At 51.3% G+C, this 18,538-nt stretch carries 19 protein-coding genes and 1 pseudogene; 1 reads left to right on the top strand and 19 read right to left on the bottom strand.

Annotated features, from left to right (window positions below; all coding sequences use genetic code 11):
• Positions 1-1,679: 1,679 nt before the first annotated feature.
• The 3 genes from BM485_11210 to BM485_11200 all read right to left on the bottom strand — a co-directional run bounded on the left by BM485_11210 (position 1,680) and on the right by BM485_11200 (position 3,688).
• On the bottom strand, positions 1,680-2,609 hold the full coding sequence (locus tag BM485_11210) for a hypothetical protein (GenBank protein OKY74989.1): 930 nt from the start codon (positions 2,607-2,609) through the stop codon (positions 1,680-1,682).
• A 412-nt stretch (positions 2,610-3,021) separates the two neighbouring features.
• A complete protein-coding gene (locus BM485_11205; GenBank protein ID OKY74988.1) occupies positions 3,022-3,405 on the bottom strand; it encodes an antitoxin in 384 nt (127 codons plus the stop codon).
• Entirely contained in the window at positions 3,398-3,688 is a 291-nt protein-coding gene (locus BM485_11200; protein OKY74987.1) for a hypothetical protein, read from the bottom strand. Before BM485_11200 ends, BM485_11205 begins: the two co-directional genes overlap by 8 nt.
• On the opposite strand from BM485_11200, the gene BM485_11195 reads away from it, so the two are divergent.
• Positions 3,677-3,865, top strand: coding sequence for a hypothetical protein (locus tag BM485_11195; GenBank protein ID OKY75022.1), 189 nt, complete (start codon positions 3,677-3,679; stop codon positions 3,863-3,865). The genes BM485_11200 and BM485_11195 overlap by 12 nt on opposite strands.
• Here BM485_11195 and BM485_11190 read toward each other — a convergent pair.
• The 16 genes and pseudogenes from BM485_11190 to BM485_11115 all read right to left on the bottom strand — a co-directional run bounded on the left by BM485_11190 (position 3,860) and on the right by BM485_11115 (position 18,485).
• The gene (locus BM485_11190; GenBank protein ID OKY74986.1) at positions 3,860-4,156 is read right to left on the bottom strand and encodes a hypothetical protein; all 297 of its coding nucleotides are present in this window, start codon (positions 4,154-4,156) and stop codon (positions 3,860-3,862) included. The genes BM485_11195 and BM485_11190 overlap by 6 nt on opposite strands.
• A 3-nt stretch (positions 4,157-4,159) precedes the next feature.
• Complete coding sequence (locus tag BM485_11185; protein ID OKY74985.1) at positions 4,160-5,113, bottom strand: transposase; 954 nt, start codon at positions 5,111-5,113, stop codon at positions 4,160-4,162.
• The gene (locus BM485_11180) at positions 5,113-5,409 is read right to left on the bottom strand and encodes a transposase (GenBank protein ID OKY74984.1); all 297 of its coding nucleotides are present in this window, start codon (positions 5,407-5,409) and stop codon (positions 5,113-5,115) included. Before BM485_11180 ends, BM485_11185 begins: the two co-directional genes overlap by 1 nt.
• Before the next feature lie 100 nt (positions 5,410-5,509).
• Positions 5,510-5,725 (bottom strand): hypothetical protein, encoded by a 216-nt coding sequence (locus BM485_11175; protein OKY74983.1) that lies wholly within the window; start codon positions 5,723-5,725, stop codon positions 5,510-5,512.
• Positions 5,704-5,913, bottom strand: coding sequence for a hypothetical protein (locus tag BM485_11170; protein ID OKY74982.1), 210 nt, complete (start codon positions 5,911-5,913; stop codon positions 5,704-5,706). The genes BM485_11175 and BM485_11170 overlap by 22 nt, the downstream gene beginning before the upstream one ends.
• A pseudogene (locus BM485_11165) lies at positions 5,910-6,194 on the bottom strand (nucleotidyltransferase). Before BM485_11165 ends, BM485_11170 begins: the two are co-directional and overlap by 4 nt.
• A 470-nt stretch (positions 6,195-6,664) precedes the next feature.
• Positions 6,665-9,376 carry a hypothetical protein gene (locus BM485_11160; protein OKY74981.1) on the bottom strand — a complete coding sequence of 904 codons (2,712 nt, stop codon included), beginning with the start codon at positions 9,374-9,376 and terminating at the stop codon, positions 6,665-6,667.
• A 477-nt stretch (positions 9,377-9,853) separates the two neighbouring features.
• Complete coding sequence (locus BM485_11155) at positions 9,854-11,011, bottom strand: hypothetical protein (GenBank protein OKY74980.1); 1,158 nt, start codon at positions 11,009-11,011, stop codon at positions 9,854-9,856.
• A gap of 343 nt (positions 11,012-11,354) precedes the next feature.
• Positions 11,355-11,945, bottom strand: coding sequence for a hypothetical protein (locus BM485_11150; protein OKY74979.1), 591 nt, complete (start codon positions 11,943-11,945; stop codon positions 11,355-11,357).
• Positions 11,946-12,278: 333 nt separating this feature from the next.
• Entirely contained in the window at positions 12,279-13,079 is an 801-nt protein-coding gene (locus tag BM485_11145) for a hypothetical protein (GenBank protein OKY74978.1), read from the bottom strand.
• 805 nt (positions 13,080-13,884) lie between these two features.
• Positions 13,885-14,133: a competence protein ComE gene (locus BM485_11140; protein OKY74977.1), complete on the bottom strand. Its 249-nt coding sequence runs from the start codon at positions 14,131-14,133 to the stop codon at positions 13,885-13,887.
• A gap of 309 nt (positions 14,134-14,442) precedes the next feature.
• Positions 14,443-14,826 (bottom strand): hypothetical protein, encoded by a 384-nt coding sequence (locus BM485_11135; protein OKY74976.1) that lies wholly within the window; start codon positions 14,824-14,826, stop codon positions 14,443-14,445.
• Positions 14,827-14,994: 168 nt separating this feature from the next.
• Entirely contained in the window at positions 14,995-15,828 is an 834-nt protein-coding gene (locus BM485_11130; protein OKY74975.1) for a heterodisulfide reductase subunit F, read from the bottom strand.
• A 3-nt stretch (positions 15,829-15,831) separates the two neighbouring features.
• Entirely contained in the window at positions 15,832-16,869 is a 1,038-nt protein-coding gene (locus BM485_11125; protein OKY74974.1) for a hypothetical protein, read from the bottom strand.
• A gap of 2 nt (positions 16,870-16,871) precedes the next feature.
• Positions 16,872-17,918 carry a hypothetical protein gene (locus tag BM485_11120; GenBank protein OKY75021.1) on the bottom strand — a complete coding sequence of 349 codons (1,047 nt, stop codon included), beginning with the start codon at positions 17,916-17,918 and terminating at the stop codon, positions 16,872-16,874.
• Between the two features lie 96 nt (positions 17,919-18,014).
• Positions 18,015-18,485, bottom strand: coding sequence for a hypothetical protein (locus BM485_11115; protein OKY74973.1), 471 nt, complete (start codon positions 18,483-18,485; stop codon positions 18,015-18,017).
• Positions 18,486-18,538: the final 53 nt, after the last annotated feature.

Genomic DNA, 18,538 nt, shown 5'->3' with positions numbered 1-18,538 from the left:
GGCCATATCTCACCGAAGGTTGGCGGAGTGCCTTCGGCACCAGTCCATAGCGGCCCACCGTCAGAAGCCGACCCTTGGCTGGCTACTTTAAACCATGCGAAGGTACTTACTGTGGTAGACTCAGGCAAGATCATTGCCCAATCACCATTTCCAGGCAAAAACGCATCGTGAGAAACCCAGGATATTATATACTTACTGGTTGCTATAACAGCACCAGACCCGTCATCTGTGCCACTATATGAGACAGATATCAAGTCCATTGCCTGTGCATTTTTTTCCAACGCAGACTTAACTTGTGCAGCAGTTGAAATTCCTGATTCTACAGCAACTGTTATATCCCCAGAAGCACTAACTGAGATACTTTCGCTACCAGCCGTACCGCCTGCAAGGTACTGCACAGAAACAGCCCCATCAGTAACAACCCCGTTTGCTGTAAAAGTGATGTCGTTATTTTCACCTGTGATCTTCGTGGATATTGCTGAATTGGTGTAATCAGGCATGTATCCATAGTCAGAATCACCAAAAATATTAAAACTCCACCCATCGCTGTCTATCACATTCGAGGCCGGTTCTGGATAAATAACAGCTGGGTAGTACCTTGGAGTTGAGTACCATAAAGGCGTGTAGCCCACCGCCAAAATCTTTTTACCGTCAGCACTAATCAATTTATCAATTTTCGCATTAACATTAAAATCCAACAAGGCTGAAGACGTTGTGCCTATATCACTAACCACAACTTTATATAGCGTGTCTTCGGCAAACCTAGTTTGACCCCCAAGTGTGCTACCAAAAGAGTAATAGACATCGGAAAGTGCCGGAGACCAGTGAAACTTATCGTTGTAAACCCTATTGGGAGCATCGGGAATCATCCTTAGTTTCGTTCCATCGGTATTGACGATCATGTATCGTGGCCTAGCCAATGAGGGGGTATAATTGAAAGTCTGAGTCGGTCGTGTAGATGTGAGGACCATCATCTTGCCATCGGCACTCCAGATGCTGAGTGAGATATCGTTCAAATAGGCGTTCCAATGTTTGGCTCCGGAAGTCATTCTCCAAACTTCTGCTCCTGTTTGAATATCATTATATTGTAGTGTTTCTGGCTGCCATATATAGCTGTTTAATTTGTCCTCAAGAGTTTCATGGGGGTAACTATTTGTAATCTGTCTTGTTTTTCGAGAAAAAATTTCATCTAGATTTTCCTCCACACCAAAAGCGAACTGTGGAATAGCAAAAAAAATCATGGTTAAGTAAACAAGAGATATAATAGTCAATTTTTTGTTAAGCGTTTCCATGTATTGCTCTCCTAACTGGTTTCAAAAAAAGTTTAGGCCTCCGCCTTTTGTGGGTAGATTTATCACTCCCAATAGGTGGTGTATAATATCTCCAAATAAGGAAGTGCTATGGAATCTCGATGCGGGAGTCAAAAACGTAGTCAGTAAGGATCTGTGCATATTTTTTGTATCCCCCCACACGCAATGGCCCCGAAAGAAATAATGCGTCGGATAAGAAGTCGTTCATCGGGCAAATTGTTTGAGGATTTTCCTTATCTGCGCAAAAAGTTATGGGGCGGCATCTATTTCCCTAGTGCCGAGGCCATGCTATGGTGTGCCCTCAACCGTAACGAAAAAGGTAATAGTCACTGATACGAACTGCTTTGTTTGTTTTTCCTTATAATTAGATTAAGGAGTGATGCCCCCGGCCATAAGATTGTCAACCGTTACATCTGAATTTACGTTGCCTCGCGAAAAGTATGGCCCCACATTTAGTCCTTGTAAATAGGTTCCGTCATCTTTGGTGATGCGCAAAATACCATTAACTGATACCGTAATGCGGTTTCCAACCACCACCACCTTCACCGTATATTTTCCAGCAGGATATTTCCCATCGTATAAAGCCAGCCAGGTTACTTGTGAACCAACAAATTTTTCAAGATTGATCCTTCCTGCGCCAAACGACACTCTGTAGCCTGTCTTTGTGGCGGGATTTATTCTGATAGCAAGCCCACCACTGTCTATAAACCCACTATAAACGACATCTGCCTGGATCCAATGATTTGGCGTGGCAAGGGCCGTATTGTGATATGCAATAGTATGACTCCATAACTTGCCATGTGCAACCTCGGCGGAAACCGAAAGAGCGCCAGAGATGGCCGTGTAGTTGGCGCTGGTATCAGTAAGGAATTGATCCATAATTCCACCCGGAACGACTTGTATTTGCTCCATAGCAATGCCGTTCTTGTCATCCGTTACCGTCATTGTGACATCGTAACTCTTTTGCGTATCTGCGTAGGAATGGTTAACATTTGCCCCAAAGGCTATATTCCCATCTCCAAAATTCCATTTATACTCAGTAATACTCCCATCAGAATCATTTGACCCACTGGCATCAAAAGTGAAAGTGTCACCATCCTGGGTGTAATTAATAACAGCAGTAGGCGGCTGATTTATCCCCGCCGCATCTGTAATTTTTACTTCCTTCAGTTTGCCGTCAAATTCGGCCGCGAACGTATGTGCAGGGCCAAAGAGGAGAAAAGACAGGCAGAAGGCGGCTAGAATGGTTTTATTGGTCTGGTTGGTCATATTGGTCGGGTTGGTTTGTTTTGTTTTCATAGGATTTTTTCCTTTATATGTAAGCTATCGGTCTGATACGTCTTATTGGTCTTATTGGTCCAATTCGTCAGATTGGTTGAATTGGTTTAACGAATGGACTCAGTTAAAACGCCGGCAGCCATGACCTTGCCATGAAATAATTTATATTATGTTTTCTTGCATTTTTAGTGCCTGAGAGTATTGGCTCAATTATTCTGGGTGGTTATGTTAATTTTAATGTAATCAGTGCCCCGTAAGATTTTAAGATTCAGCCAATGTTCACAGCTGCCTATTCCATTGAAGTCGGCCACGCAATCCAGTCGAATCCGACCGGGCATGGTTGGTCTGGTTGGTTTTCATGGGAGAGACTCCTATTAAAAAAGTGCCTAAAGTACACTATTTAGTCCGATTGGTTTGATTTGTTGAATTGGTCTCATTGGTTTGTGTTTTTCATATCCTGGAGGATTTTTTTCATAGTTTCGTGCAGCGAGGGCATTTTGCTTTCACAAACATCATAAATTGCTTCAGCGTTAACATCAAAGTAGTGATGGCTGATTATGTCCCGCGGGCCTTTTGCCTTTTTCCAATCAATTTCTGGATAATTTTTCAGCAGCTCATTATGAGTAATTTTGTCAAGATTTTTCAGGCTTTCACCAATTGCTATCAAAAGCATACAGATTGAATCCAGTTTTTCCATGCCTCTCGATGTATCGGTAAAATCGCTAACCGATTTGATCGTTGAGAACCTATCCATAATTGTCTGTATAGCTCGTCGAATTTGTTCAACGATATGAAAAGAAAGCTCTGTGTCATACATATATAGCTTCCTGATCGATTTTCTTTTTTAAATAAGGGTTCATGGTGTTGCGGTAGCTTACTAAATCGACATGTGAGTGAAATCGTTCTTCGAGTTCCTGCTTTATCCCGATCAGTTCAAAGAGGTCTTGTTTTTTCAACTTCACGACAATATCAATATCGCTTACGGGTCCGGACTTATCCCTTGCAAAGGAACCAAAGACTCCTATTGAGTCAATCTGATATTTTTGTTGAAGGGTGTTTTTTTGTTCTTTTAATATGTTAAGAATTTCATTTTTTGTCATGATTTTGTTGGCTTTATTGGTCTTATTGGTCTTATTGGTCTTATTGGTCTTATTGGTCTTATTGGTCTTATTGGTCTTATTGGTCTTATTGGTCTTATTGGTCTTATTGGTCTGGTTGGTCCGATTTGTCTGATTGGTTTAACTGATTGGTTTAATTGGTTCTTTATTAATTTATAGAATTCTGTCCTTAAAATGTTTAGGGTTTCTGTGTAGATGTGCAACAGCTGTAATAATTATTTCTTCGTGTTTATCTACTATATATAATAAAGCATACGGAAAGTTTTTAATGAGACAACGATGTGTTCGTTCGCCAATTTTTACCCATGCTTTAGGAGTGAAACTAATTCGCTCGATTGAGGCATTAATTTCTTGGAAAAAGCGAATGCCCAGACCTGGAAGTTGATGCTCATAATATTTTATCGCTTCGTCCAGTAAAGTGGACCCCTGAGTCAAGACAAAAAAACACAGAGTTTAAGCTGCACATTTGACTTCATCCACAGCTGGACGGCGCTGTCCCGATTTGATCTTTTCTGGTGCTGCCTGTTCAGTTTTCTTTTCTCTGTCTGGGAATCTGTCCACGATCAACGCCCCGCCGTGCTTTGCGAACCGGTACGCAACATCTGGCGTCTTTTGCCCTAGCGCTTTATGAGGGCGCTCTGTGTTGTAAAAGACAAAATATTTGCTCAGGCCCGCAGCCAGGTCACCCATCGATGTATAGTCCTTCAGGTACACATCTTCATATTTCACATTACGCCAGAGACGCTCAACGAAAATGTTGTCGAAGGCGCGACCCCTCCCATCCATACTGATGGTTATTTCTTCCCGTTTCAACACCGAGATAAAGGCGGCGCTGGTGAACTGTGAGCCTTGGTCCGTGTTGAAGATTTCCGGCTTGCCGTAGGTGCGTAAGGCTTCCTCCAGGCAATCGACACAGAATGCTGCATCCATACTGTTGCTGATCTGCCAGCTCAATACCCGTCGTGAGTACCAGTCTATGACCGCTGTCAGGTAGGTGAATCCGCGGGCCAGCCGGATGTAGGTGATATCCGTGCTCCACACCTGGTTTGGCCTGACCACTGGAACACCACGCAGCAGATAGGGATACACCTTGTGCTCGGGACACGGTTTACTGGTATTCGGCCCGGGCGCCATACCTGCCAGGCCCATTCCCCGCATCAGACCTTGTATCCGTTTTCGATTCACGGCATAGCCTGCTGTTTCGAGAAAGATCACCATCCGGCGACTGCCGTAAAACGGGTGACGGGTGTATTCCTCGTCGATCAGACGACTGAACAGCAGACTATCCTCCTTGACAGGCCTGGACTTCTGCTGCGCGTAAAGCGTCGCACGAGAGACCCCGGCCAGAATGCATTGCCGACTCACGGAAATCACCCCTTCTTTGGCTATCCAGCCTCGTCGTGTCATTACCGGCTGATCCCGGACTTTTTTTTAAGCCAGTCCAGTTCTACCTTCAGCTTTCCAATCTCACTGAACAGCAGCTCCGGCTCTTGGTGCCCGGCAATCGGCTTGGGGCCTCTTTTGCCTTCAAACAAGGTCTTGGCTTGCTCCTGGATCTCTTTCTTCCAGTGCCCAACCGTAATGGGATGGACGCCATACTCTTGCCCGATCTCATTGATTGTTTTTTGCCCCCTCAGTGCCTCCAAGCCAACCTTTGCCTTGAACTCCGGAGTGTGGACCTTTCTCTTTTTCTTTTCGCTCATCACTTCCTGCTCCTTGATGGTAGCGCATAGCTTAAATTGCTGTCTCAAAACTGGGGTCCACTATACAGTTCAATCGTGGCTGGGGAAAGAAACCTAATCTTCAAGGCGCGTACCTTTTTTTTATTTCCTCCCAATCATTTATTTGGAGCTTTCCATGCTTAAATGCCTCGTATCGTGCTTCAGATTCGACTATCCAACTTTGTTCAATGGAGAGATCTGGTTTGTCAAGACTAAAGAGAATCGCCTCGACCAAGCGAATGCGCTCCACAGGGTTAAGTAAAATTGCTTTTTTTGCTAATTGATCAATAGTCTCCATGGTATTTCCTTTTTGAATTCCTCAGACAACCGCTGGGTTGACTCCGACAAAACCTGCAAGTTTCTCAGCACCGCATCGTGAATTAAGGGAGATGTAAGAAACAGATCAGTATCAATACCGTCTATATATTTTTCTATCCTTTCGAGGCATTCTCGGATGTGGATTTTATAGAGTTTGTCGTCTTTCATAACAATACTGCATCATTGATAATACGATCTTTGATGAACCAGTGCATGCCTTTTTCCGTTACCACATCTACCTTTCTTTTGGTAAGTCTTTCGATTCCATGTTTGATGGCGACAATGTCAAGCAAAGACCAGCTATCTTCAAGTTCAACGAGTAAGTCAATGTCGCTGTCAGGGGTTTCTTTCCCGCGAGCTCATGAGCCAAAAACTTTTAAGGACTTTGCTCCGTTGGCCTTGGCAATTTTTAAAATTTCCAGCCTGTTATTCTGGATTATTGGGCTTATTGTCATTTTGATTAGTTCTATTGGCTCAATTTGTTAACGAAGGGCCTCGGTTGAAACGGCGGTACGCCGGCAACCATGAATCGTTGCCGCGCAGCAATTAGCTCCCTCACCCCAGCCCTCTCCCTGGGGGAGAGGGAGTTATTTAGTTGGCTCTCTTTCCCTGGGGGAAAGGGGCTGACTGTGTCTTTCCGGTATCTCGGTTAGCCATCTTCCCCGATGGAGAGAGGGAAGTGACAGCGATTTCCTTCCCTCACCCCAGCCCTCTCCCTGAGGGAGAGGGGGTTTTCCGGTTGGCTCTCTCTCCTTGGGGGAAAGGGGCTGACTGTGTCTTTCCGGTATCTCGGTTAGCCATCTTCCCCGATGGAGAGAGGGAAGTGGCAGCGATTTCCTTCCCTCACCCCAGCCCTCTCCCTGAGGGAGAGGGAGTTTTTCAGTTGGCTCCCTTTCCCAGAGAGAGGGGGAAAGGGCGGTTAGTATTTAAGGCTGTTTGACAGCTCGCTTTCAATGTCATTTGCATCAATGGTGGTGATGGTGAATTCCATTGATTCGTCAACCTTGGGGATGAAGCAGCTGATATCTCGTGCTGTCGCATCAGCGGTTTCGCAGACCTGGTTGCCGTTCATGTAGATTTTAAATCGTTTGACGGCTGATGAATCAGTGTAGTCCCAGTAAAATGCCGCCAGTTTGTAATTGATCAGCATTTCAGTCGGGACAAAACTCGTTATGTTTATCGGTTTGCTTTCCGTGCCGTTTGTTTTGACATACGTGAACGAAAAACTCAGTAGCTCCGACGTAACCGGGATTGAGAGAGTTAATTCTCTGGCATTCGGGTCGGAGGTTTTACCGACCTGCTCGCCATTCCGGTAAATGCGAAATTCCGTGACGGTTATTGGAAGATTATACTCCCAGGCAATTGTAACCATCATTGTGTCTGGGAGTGTTATTTGCGGCAGGGGTACTTCCGGCGGTGTCGTTGTGTCCTGGGGAGTTACTGTTATGGTAACGGAGCCGGTGGATGAAGCGCCTTTGGAGTCGGTAACCGTATAGGTGAAGGTATCTTCGCCGCTGAAACTCGCTTCCGGTGTATAAATGATGTCGGATCCGGAGATCGAGGTGGTTCCGTGGGTGGAAGGGGATGCCTGCTCAAGGCTCACGGTGTCGCCGTCGATGTCTGAGTCGTTTGCCAGGACGGGAATGGTAACCGGCACGCCGGAGGTGGCTGCGGCAATATCGTTTACCGCTGTCGGTGCATCGTTAGCTGCTGTGATTGTCACGCTGACGGTTGCGCTTTTGGATACTGTTCCGTCGCTTACGGTAACAGTAAAGCTGTCGGAGCCATTTTGGTCGGCGTGTGGCGTATAGGTGAATGCGCCGGTGCCGCTGTTGGTGATGACTGCCGTGCCCAGGGAGCCGTTGGTGCCGATGGTGAAGGCGAGCGGGTCATTGTCCGGGTCGGTTGCGGCAACACCGGAAGAAACCGGGGTGTCTTCCGGCGTGGTGAGAGAGCTCGATGTAACAACCGGCTGGTCATTCACTGCGGCGATATTCACGGTCGTGGTGCCGATGTTTGAATAAGTTACACCGTCATAGGCCACAAAGGTAAAGGTGTCCGTGCCGTTTGCATCCGCTGTCGGAGTGTAGGTGAAAGCGCCGGTGCTGCTGTTGGTGATGACGGCTTTTCCTTTGCTGCCGTTGACCGCGATGGTAAAGGAAAGTGCGTCGTCATCCGCGTCGGAGGCCCTCAGGGTGCCGGTGGCGGCAGTGTCTTCGTTGGTGTTGATTGTTGTGGCGAGCGCAACCGGCGGCGTGTTGCCGAGGACGGTTATGGCGGATGTGGTTGAGGTTGTGTTGCCGTCGTTGTCGGTCACGGACAGGGTGACTGTGTAGATGCCGCCGATGGAGAAGGTGTGGGTTGCGGCGGAGGTGCTTGCCGTGTCGCCGTCGCCGAAATCCCAATGGTAACTCGTGATGCTGCCGTCGGCATCGGTTGAACTGCCGCCGTTGAAGAAAACGGCGAAAGGTGCGTCTCCCTCAAGGGAAACGGATTCCGGTTCCGGTGAATAGGTGAGTTGCTCCGAGAAGAGGCTTTCATTGCCGTCTGTGTCAACCGCTTTGACGGCAAAGGCCATGGGGCGGTTTTCAAGATAGGTCAGGCAGCTCACCTGTGTCGCATTCGGGTCAATGGTTTCGCAGATGAAGCTGTTGTTCTGGTAGAGACGGAAGGCGGTGACCGTGGAGGTGTCGTTATATTCCCAGTCGGCGGTGATCTTGTGTTGGCTGGTGCCGATGGAGATAACGGCAACGGGCGGTTCGTTCTGGGCGGGTGTTTCCGCCACGGTGATGCTGGTTTGAGCGGTTTTTGCGGCGTTGTCGTCGTCTGTTACCGTCAGGGTGACGGTGTAGGTGCCGGCCGCGGCATATTCATGGTCGGCAGAGGCGCCGGTTGCGGTGGTTCCATCGCCGAAGTTCCAGGAATAGCTGACGATCGTTCCGTCCGTGTCCGCTGAGCCGTCCGCGTTGAACTGATAAGACGAGGCGGAAACGGCAACGGCATTGATGACTGCCGTCGGCAGCTGATTGGTGGGTTCAATGGTTGGCGTGGTATCACTGACAATGATGGTCGTGGTTGCTGTTGCGGTGGCGCCGCCGTTGTCCGTCACCGTCAGGGCGGCGCTGTAGGTGCCGGGGAGGTCGAAAGTGTGGCCGGCAACCATGCCGGTTCCGGTGTCGCCGTCGCCGAAATCCCATTCGTAGGCAACCAGTGAACCGTCAAAGTCTGATGAGGCGGAAGCGTCAAATGAAACCTGCAGGGGAACCTGGCCCGTGGTAACACTGGTGGTGAAAGAGGGGGTGGGGACGTAGTTGCCGAATTCGTCGATCGTGGGCGGAACCAGGGTGAAAGGGGCGGAATGAGGTGTTTCTCCGTCCGCTCCTATTGCGGTCATGGTGAAGCTGATGGGGTCGACGCCGATAAAGGTGTCGCACTCCACCACAAGATTTGTGGTGTCAAAGCTTTCACAGAGGAGGATTCCTTCCTGGTACAGCCGGTATGACGTTGCCGTTCCGCCGTATTCCCATTCGATGTGGACCGTTTTCAGGGTGGCGGCAAAGGCGTGGACCGGATGTCCGGCGATAAGCAGTGCCGAGAGGAAAAGGGCAAGATGGCGTTGGAGAGATTTCATTCAGGTTGCCTCTTTGTTAATGGCCGATGGTCGTCAGATTGGTCTTATTTGCCGGGAAGGCGGAGTGGCGATTCAACATGATGACCTTGTGTAGATTATATTATTAATAAGTGTAAAGTATCAAGCAGCAATCATGGAAAGACCGGTTGCCGGTTAAAAAAAATATTTCATGTCGTGCGTTGTGCCGGCGTGGTTTTTGTCGAAAAAAGGATGAAAACCAAAGAGAAAAGCCAGCGATTGGATGTTAAAGCAAATTGTGTGCCTGAGTGGCTTTTTTGTGAAAAGCCCTTTGTTCTCAGTGCATTACGTTTTTGTGTCTTTGCGAAGCGCGAATGTTTCCTAAAATGATTTTATGTTGTTTGGCGAGAGGCTGGATTTGTTTAATTTTTTTTAATTGCGGCGGTGGCGCGGTTGCGGACTCAGTGCCAAAAGGGCACATGGCCGTGGTTTTGAAAGGGAGCGGGGGAAATTTCGGCATCAATCATGGGCGCTGTTTTCTTTTGATCCCGGCGAATAGGTGAGCCCTTGCGACAGGAGGCTCACCTTGCCTTTTTTGTCGACGGCTTTCATGGCAAAAGTCATGGGACCGTTTTCAAGGGTGGCCAGGCAGCTTATTTGCGTTGCCTTCGGGTTGGTTGTCTGGCAGACAAAGCGGTTGTTGTAGTAAAGCCGAAAGGCTTTGATATTTGTTCTGTTGTTGTAGTCCCATGCGACGGTTACTTTGTGTCGCGTTGTTTTGGGGGGAATGATGGGTGCCGCATCTTTTTTCTGCGGTAATGTAATGGTTGTTTTGACGCTGGTTCGGGCCCGTGCTGTTGCGCCTTCATCGTCTTGGGTTATGAGCGCAATGATATGGGTGCCTGGCTTGGTGAATTTATGTTCGGCGTAAGGGCCTTGCGCGGTTGAGCCGTCGCCGAAATTCCAGGAATAGCCAACGATCACTCCGTCCGCATCCTCTGAGTCGTATGCGTGAAACTGATAGGAAGAGGAAGAGGTGGGGGTGACGCTGATTTTTGCTGTCGGCGGCTTATTGGCGGGATAGGTGGTTCGCCTGGTTTCCTTTACCGTGATTGAGGCGCTTGCCGTGGCCGTGGCTGCTTCATTGTCCGTCACCGTCAGGGTGATGGTGTGGGTGCCGGGGTGATAAAATGTATGGCTCGCGGTTTTGCCGCTTCCCACGTGGCCGTCGCCGAAATCCCATTCGTAGTCAATCAGCGAGCCGTCCCGGTCTGATGAGGCCGAGGCGTTAAGTGTTACCTGCAAGGGGGTTTGGCCTGTCGTGACATTTGTCTTGAATGAGGCCGTCGGGGTGCTGTTGCCGAATTCGTCGCGTGCGGGTGGCGCGAGAGTGAACGGGGCTGAATGCGGCGTTTCGCCGTAACGGCCCACGGCGGTCATGGTGAAGGTGGTGGGACCATCAGCGATGAACGCTTCGCAGTCCATGGCCAGGGTTTTTGTGTCACGGCTTTCGCAAAGGAGGGAGCCTTCCTGGTAGAGTCGGAATGAATCCGCCGTGCCGCCGTATTCCCATTCGACATGAATGGTTTTCGGAGCGGCTGCCGCAAGATGATTCGGTTGTGCAACGGTGAGCAGGGTTGCAAGGAAAAGGGGCAAATAGCGTTGTACGGGTTTCATTCAAATTGACTCTTTCTTGCCGCGAGCGGCTATGGGGATTGATCCGCTTTGCGGTGAAAGAAAAAGCAGATCGATCCGGTGTTCTCGATATTGTTTTTAATGAGTGCTTCTTGTCAAATTTCCATAGCCCTCCCTGGCCCTCTGTCAAAGGGAAAGGCGAGCGCTACACATGTTCGGCGGGGGCTCAATGTGTATCCTTTTTATGTTGCAAAAGGCGCATTGGGGTGTGCGTTGACAAAAGATGGAAGCGCTCGATGATCTAGCAAAATGCATGCCTTGCCGGGCGTTTTTTGTGGAAGAATGTATTGGTGCCGCAGGGGAGTTGCGCGTGTGCGTGGCGGAGTTAGTTTTGTTTGAATTTTCGGATTAAAGCGGGGATGAGGCCAAAGAGTCCGGTGCTGAACAAAGCAAGGGTTGAAGGAAGGGGGGTGGGGTGCGCGGTGATTTCGAATTTTAAATCCTGGTACGAGGAGGTCTGATCAAAAGAGCCGTTAAAGGCGAGATACATGTCTCCACCGCAGTAATGGTCGGTGGAATCCTTTATATGGCGGACGAGCCAGTCATTGGTGTCGTTGTAAATGGCAAAGGAATACATCATGCCGGAGGTGAAGGTGTATGCGCTGATGTCGATGGTGAGCCGCCCGTCCGGCGTCAGTGTGGAAAGGTCGATGTCCGTCCAGGTGGCGGGTGCTTGGGAGAATGTTGTTCCCGTGAAAAGGGAAAAGGACACCGTTGTGTCGGTATAGTTTGCGGTCGAGGGATAGAGAAAGACGCCGATGGAATCATAACTCGTTCCTGTTGCGGTAAATGTCTGGCCGATGCCGTTGATGGTGCGTCCGTAATTCCCATCCAGTTGGGAAATGGTGGTTGCGGAAGCAATTCCCGTCCAGGCAAGCAGGGAGAAGAGGGCTATAAAGAGGCTGTTCTTGCTCATTTTTATTTTTGTCAATCCATTGGAGTGAAAAAGCCAGTTGATTTTTGATAACTGATTACAGATTGGAAAGCAAGAAAAATGTCGGGCTGACGGGCGAGGGCACCGGCTCTGAATCCCCTCTCCCCAAGGGAGAGTGCCGGGCGGCTCCTCTGCGCTCAGCAAGGCGTTCTGAAGCTCCCTCTCCCTATGGGAGAGGGCCGGGTGGCTCCTCTGTGCCCATCAAGGCGTTCTGAATTCCCCTCTCTCCATGGGAGAGTGCCGGGTGACTCCTCTGCGCTCAGCAAGGCGTTCTGAAGCTCCCTCTCCCTATGGGAGAGGGCCGGGGTGAGGGTTCTACCGCTTCCGGGAGGGAATGTCGGTATCGATAGCCCAGGTGAGCCATTCGTACTGCTTTTCAGAAAAGCTTGATCTTTTTCTTTCTATAAAGGATTTGAGATCCTGGGTGTTGCTGAATGCCACTTTGTAAAAACCTTCGGCATAGGCGGCATGCCCCATGAGAGAAATGGATTTGTCCTCCACGCCAAGCATCAGATCATGGTTTTTGTAGGTGGTGACATTGGCGGAGGTGGTGATTGTCCCTTGTTTTTCAATCTTATAGGCGGTGTAGGAAATATAGCCGGTAGCGCAGATTCCGATGATCAGGGCAAAACCCACGATTCGTATCAGGGTCGGTGAAAGCGGAGAATTGATCAGATCCTTCACCCCGTAAGGGATGTGTTTCATGATCCCGATATTAATTTTTTCCTGATGGGCGAGAAACGGTTTCACCGCCTTGCCGATATACTGCTCAATATCGCGGATTGCTTCATCATCCGAAGGGTCCAGCATTGCCAGCTTGACCACATGGCTGTTCTCCAGGGCAAAAGGGATGACCGAATATCTGGAGCATAAATAACGCGGCAGAATCGACTTGGCTTCATTGCGAAATTCCTTATCGATATCGACAATCGGGATATTGATGTGCTCGGAGAGGACATCTTGGAGCTGGTCACTGGTCAGGACACCCATGAGAATGAGGATGTAGCCGAGACGCCGGTTGCCGCCTACCTGGATGCGCAGCGCTTCCCTGATTTGTTCCTCGGTTGCAAGCCCTTTCTCAATTAACACCTGTCCCAGTTGTTTTGTCGCGGCCATGGTGCAGACTCCCTTTCAATCTCTTCTGGCATGAAAAAAACGAAGATGGTGCGCATATGAATGATATATTTATATGCTATGGATATCTTGTGTAAATTGTCAAGCAAATCACAAAAAGGGGGATAAAAAAGTGACGGGTTTTTGTCGTAAAACGGCGACAACAGGCAGGAGGTGATGGGGCTACGAAGCGCAAAAAAATCCTGCACGGCTTTGCGATGTTTGTCGCTATCCGCAGACACATGACGGCGAGCCCTGCACCCTCTGCGCGGAGAAAGAAAGAAGCGGCGGGAAGAAGGGCCGGTTTTAGCGGCGAAGGGCAATTTGTTATTGATTATTACTTTGCAGTTTTCGGGCCAGCTCATAAGGCGGTTGCATCCGGTTATGTTCACGGGAAAGGCGGGATGTTTCAGGAAGGATGATTTGGGTGACGAAGCGTTGGAAATTGTCTTTTGAAAGGAATTGATGGGTTTTGTCTTTTTTCTGCGACAAATGCTGAGTTGCGCTTGGCCCCTCACCCCGGCCCTCTCCCCGGGGGAGAGGGTGCGCACGCCGGAGGGTGAGTCGGCGGGCTGAGGATTTTTTTTCTGTGGTGGATGGTGGTTTTAGGGTCTTTCTCCTTCTCCCCCGGGGAGAGAGTGCGTCCGTTGGAGGGTGAGGCTGCGTCCGCTAGAGATCCGGGAGGCCTTTCTCCCTCTCCCCCGTGGGGAGAGGGTCGGGGTGAGGGGCAGTGTTGAATCCACGAAAGCACAGAAACGAATCAATGAAAAGAATTGAAGATCTCTGTGCTCTCGTAGGGTGTGGGAAATTACAGTTCGACCAATGTGCGGATCTGTTCCAGCATCTTGTCGCCGATGCCTTTTACATTTTTCAGGTCGTCAATGGATTTGAAATTGCCATGCTCGGTGCGGTAATCAACGATGGCCTGTGCTTTTGCCGTGCCGATTCCGGGCAGGCCTTCAAGCGTCTTGACGTCGGCGGTATTGATGTTGACGGCAGCCAGAGAGGATGCTGCGAAGAAAAACAACATGAACAGGGTAAGCAGTAATTTTTTCATAGGTTCCTCCTTTTGGTTGAAGTGTGCCACTTGGTGGCGGTAGATATTAAAAAATATTCTGCGGGGAGGAAGTTTGATTTTCAATACGGCAAATTGTCGCATTTGTTTTTTGGGGGGAAATGGAGAGCCCCTCACCCCATCCCTCTCCCTGGGGGAGAGGGTGCGCATGCCGGCGGGTTAGTTAGGACTGGCCCCTCACCCCGGCCCTCTCCCCGGGGGAGAGGGAGCGTACGTCGTCGGGTTAGGGGTGGTTGCTGGCCCCTCACCCCGGCCCTCTCCCTGAGGGAGAGGGTGCGTCCGTTGGTGGTTTTAGGGTTTTTCTCCCTCTCCCCCGTGGGGAGAGGGTTGGGGTGAGGGGCGATCAGCCCCTTGCATTAATTCTTCGTAAATTCTTTGTAAAACAGCTGTCGGCTCCGTAAGCATTTCGTTGTTCCAGAAGCGAATAACCCTGTACCCTTGCGCCTCGAGGAATTTGGTTCTGGTCTCATCGTACGCAATGGCTTCCGAGTGTTGACCGCCGTCCAGCTCAATCAGCAGCTTGCGGGACAAGCAGGCGAAATCAACAATGTACGGTCCAATAGGCCACTGACGTCGGAATTTACAGCCCGCGATCTGACGGTTTCTCAGGGAGCTCCACAGCAATTTTTCTGCTTCTGTTTGGTTTTTTCGGAGATTTCGAGCGCGATTTTTCATTGACGCCCCTCACCCCAGCCCTCTCCCTGGGGGAGAGGGTGCATACGCCGGAGGGTGGTTTAGGGCTGTTCCCTCAGCCCGGCCCTCACCTTGGGGCAGAGGGGGTGACATGCCTGAGGCTGATGCAGATGGCTGCAACTTCATCTCCGCAGGGTGGTGAAGGCAAAATCAATACTCAACCGGAAGTTCCTTGACCAGCGAACGGGTGAAGACCGGGCCGTCCTTGCAGACAAGAGTCGGGCCGACGTTGCAGTGGCAGCAGACGCCGACGCCGCATTTCATCCGGTTTTCCAGGGAGAGGTAGACCTGGTCATCGGTCCAGCCGATTTTTTCCAGGGGCGGCATGGTAAACTTGATCATGATGGGCGGACCGCAGATCAGCGCCACGCTGTTTTCCGGCGACGGCGCAACCTGCCCGGCAATGGTGGGAACAAAACCGACCAGCCCCTCCCAGCCCGGCGCTTCGCGGTCAACCGTGACATGGAGGTCAATATCGCCCCGTTTGGCCCAGTCCGCCATTTCGTTGCGATAGAGCAGCATGCCCGGCGTCCGGGCGCCGTAAATAAAGGTGATCTTGCCGTAATCCTGCCGATGGGCCAGCAGGTAGAGAAGGGTGGCCCGCAGGGTGGTAACGGCAAATCCGCCGGCAATGATGACGATGTTTTTCCCCTTCATGTCGCTGTTCACCGGAAACCCGTTGCCGAGCGGGCCGCGAACCCCCATTCGTGCCCCTTTGTGCATCTGGTGCAGGGCGGTGGTCACCTTGCCGGCCCGGTTCACGGTAAAGAGCAGACGACCTTCCTCGGTGGGAGACGAGGCGATGCCGATGGGGATTTCGCCCTGACCGGCCAGGGAAAGCATGGCAAACTGGCCGGGGACATGTTGCCAGGCCTCTTGGTGCGCCTCGTTTTCCAGCACCAGCGTAAAGGTTTTCAGGTTGCCGTCTTCCGTTTCAACCACGATGTCGTCGATGCGGGCAGGGCAGGGTAAATAGGATATCATATCTTACTCCACCGTCAGGAGGTCGTTCATGACCTCGCGTATATCAATGTTAACCGGACAATCCTGGACGCATCTGCCGCAGCCGACGCAGGAAAAGGGGCCGAAGCGGTCCGGAAAATATTTCAGTTTGTGCAGAAAGCGGTTGCGGGTGCGCTGTATCTTTTTGCCGCGCGGATTATGGCCGGAGGTGTGCAGGCTGTAGAGCGGGAACATGCAGGAGTCCCAGTGTCTGATGCGGCGGCCGATCCCCCGCCCAACTTCATCCTGGATGTCGAAACAGTAACAGGTGGGGCAGATGAAGGTGCAGGCCCCGCAGTTGATGCATGATTCACCGAGCGCATGCCAGAAAGGGGCTTCGTACAGTTTGTGCAGATCCCGTGACCTGAGGGCGTCGAGTTGGGCGCCGTCTCCCCGCGGGCTGTCGGCTCTTTGGGTTGCAAGTGCTGCGATATCCTGTTCCGACGCCGGGGTGAGATTGCGGCCGTCGAGCAGTTTTTCTCCTGCCGGGGTCAGGGCCTCAACAAGAAATTCGCCGTCAATCGTGCTGACGGCGATGTCCAGCCCTTCGGTTCCCATGGGCGATCCCCCGACCTGATGACAGAAACAGGTGGAGCACATGACGTTGCAGGTAAAACCGACCAGCATGGTGCGCGCCATGTTGGCCTGGTAGAAGGGGTCTTCCCGGAAGGGCAGGTTGTTTAACTCGACGCTGCGGGCATCACAGGGGCGGATGCCGACGATGATCTGTTTTTCGCTGTGTTGCTCCGGCTCCTTCATCAGGGCTTTTTCCGGATCATCGTTTTTCAGGCTGTAGGTCTGCATGGTTTCCGGTTGGGGAAACAAAAATGTTTTTACCGACGTTTTGGCAGGCCCCACCGGCAGGGCAAAAGAAAATCGGCCGGAAAGACGTTCCCAGCCGGGGGCGCCATCCGTTGCCCTGGCCGCCGGTTTCCCGGCTGCTGGACAATAAACCTCTGTCTGTTGCGTCCATGACTGAATCAGTGCGTCAAGTTCAGCTTCTGCTAATCTGAAAACCTTCACGATTACTTCTCCTCCTTGCCGGCCGCGGATTCGGTGACAATGAATTTCTGCGGGTCATCGATCCTGTAGGTGGTCAGCGGCAGCGGCGAGTCGGGCGACATCCCCGCCTCAAATCCATACAGGTTCAAGACATCCTTGTTCAGCTTTTTGGTCAGCATCCGCATGTTGATACCCATGGGGCAGACGGTTTCGCAGGTGCCGCAGTCCGTGCAGCGACCGGCGCAGTGATAGGCGCGGAGAATATGAAAGAGGCCGGTATCCGTGGCATCAATGCTTTTCCCGACCCATTGCGGCTTGGCGTCATCGACAAAACAGGTGGGGCAATAGCAGAGGGGGCAGGCATTGCGGCAGGCATAGCAGCGGATGCAATCGGCGAATTCAGAGCTGAACCAGGCCCAGCGGTCGTCGCATGATTTCTCTTCAATGTCGTCAACCTGCTTGAACGGGTTGGGGTTTTTTCTTTCCGGGGCCGGTGCGCCGATGCGGATATCGACAATTATCGGGTCGGGATGGGTACAGGTCCGGCAGTTGTTCCGCACCACGCTCCAGCGATTGATTTTTTCTTCAAAATCAGACCCTTTGACGATCAGGTCATGGTCGCCTTCCGCAACGGCAAGAATATCCCTGCCGGGGAAAAGCGATTCAACCTTCCGTCTGCTCACCATGCCCCGGCTGCCGACGCCCATGACAACAACCCGATCGCGCTCTACCTGGTGTTCCCGGATCTGCACGGCAATGTTACGCGACCAGCAGCCGGTGGCAAGCACCGCCACCCTGGGCAGCGGTCCTTCCGGCTTCGGGTCGCGGGGGCCGCGCGGCGGCTCAACGGATTTGAGGGCTTCCGGCAGATAGGTGGCCAGGTTGAGCACGCAGAAGGTGTTCCAGACCAGTTTTCCGCAATCCTCCGGGCGGCGGATGACCGTGGGACGCACCGTCATCGGCAGGCTGCCCGACGTGAAACCGAGCACGGCGGCGACCGTCTTTTCTTCAAGCAGTTTTTTTGCCTGGGTTCTGATTTCTTCTGTCAGCTGTTCATTGATTGTCGGCATAAAACGAAGTTCCAAGTTCAGGGTTTCCCGTTTTCGGTGGAGCGGCGACCCGGTGCCGCCCTGTTTGTCGGCATACGAATGCCGACCTGCGCTGCTTTAGCGTTGCACCGCGCTTTCCGCGGCCTGGCGGCCGCCGATTTTTTTGACCAGCCGGTCGGCCGGACCCAATGCCTTGACCTTTTCCGTCACGGTTCTCACTATCTCGGCAAACTGCTCGCCTTCTGATGCCGATACCCAGGAAAAGTTCACCCGGCCCGCCTCGATGCCGACAAAGTCGAGCAGATTGTTCAACAGGGCAAAGCGGCGGCGGGCGAAGTAATTGCCGCTGATGTAATGGCAGTCGCCGGGATGGCAACCTGAGACCAGGATACCGTCCGCCCCTGATTTGATGGCGGAAAGGATCATGTTGGCGCTGACCCGGCCGGAACAGGGCACCCTGACGATTCTGATATTGGGCGGATACTGAAAACGGCTCACCCCGGCCAGATCCGCACCGGCATAACTGCACCAGTTACACAGGAAGGCGATGATTTTCGGTTCCCATTCTTTCGCGTGACTTGAGTTCATGAAAAATCCTTTACGGCAAAGAATTTCACCACAGAGGGCGCAGAGAGTTCATT

Source organism: Desulfobulbaceae bacterium DB1 (assembly GCA_001914235.1).
Taxonomy (GTDB): domain Bacteria; phylum Desulfobacterota; class Desulfobulbia; order Desulfobulbales; family SURF-16; genus DB1.
Note: the sequence above shows the minus strand (reverse complement) of the source record. Positions and strands in the feature narration are given on the sequence as shown.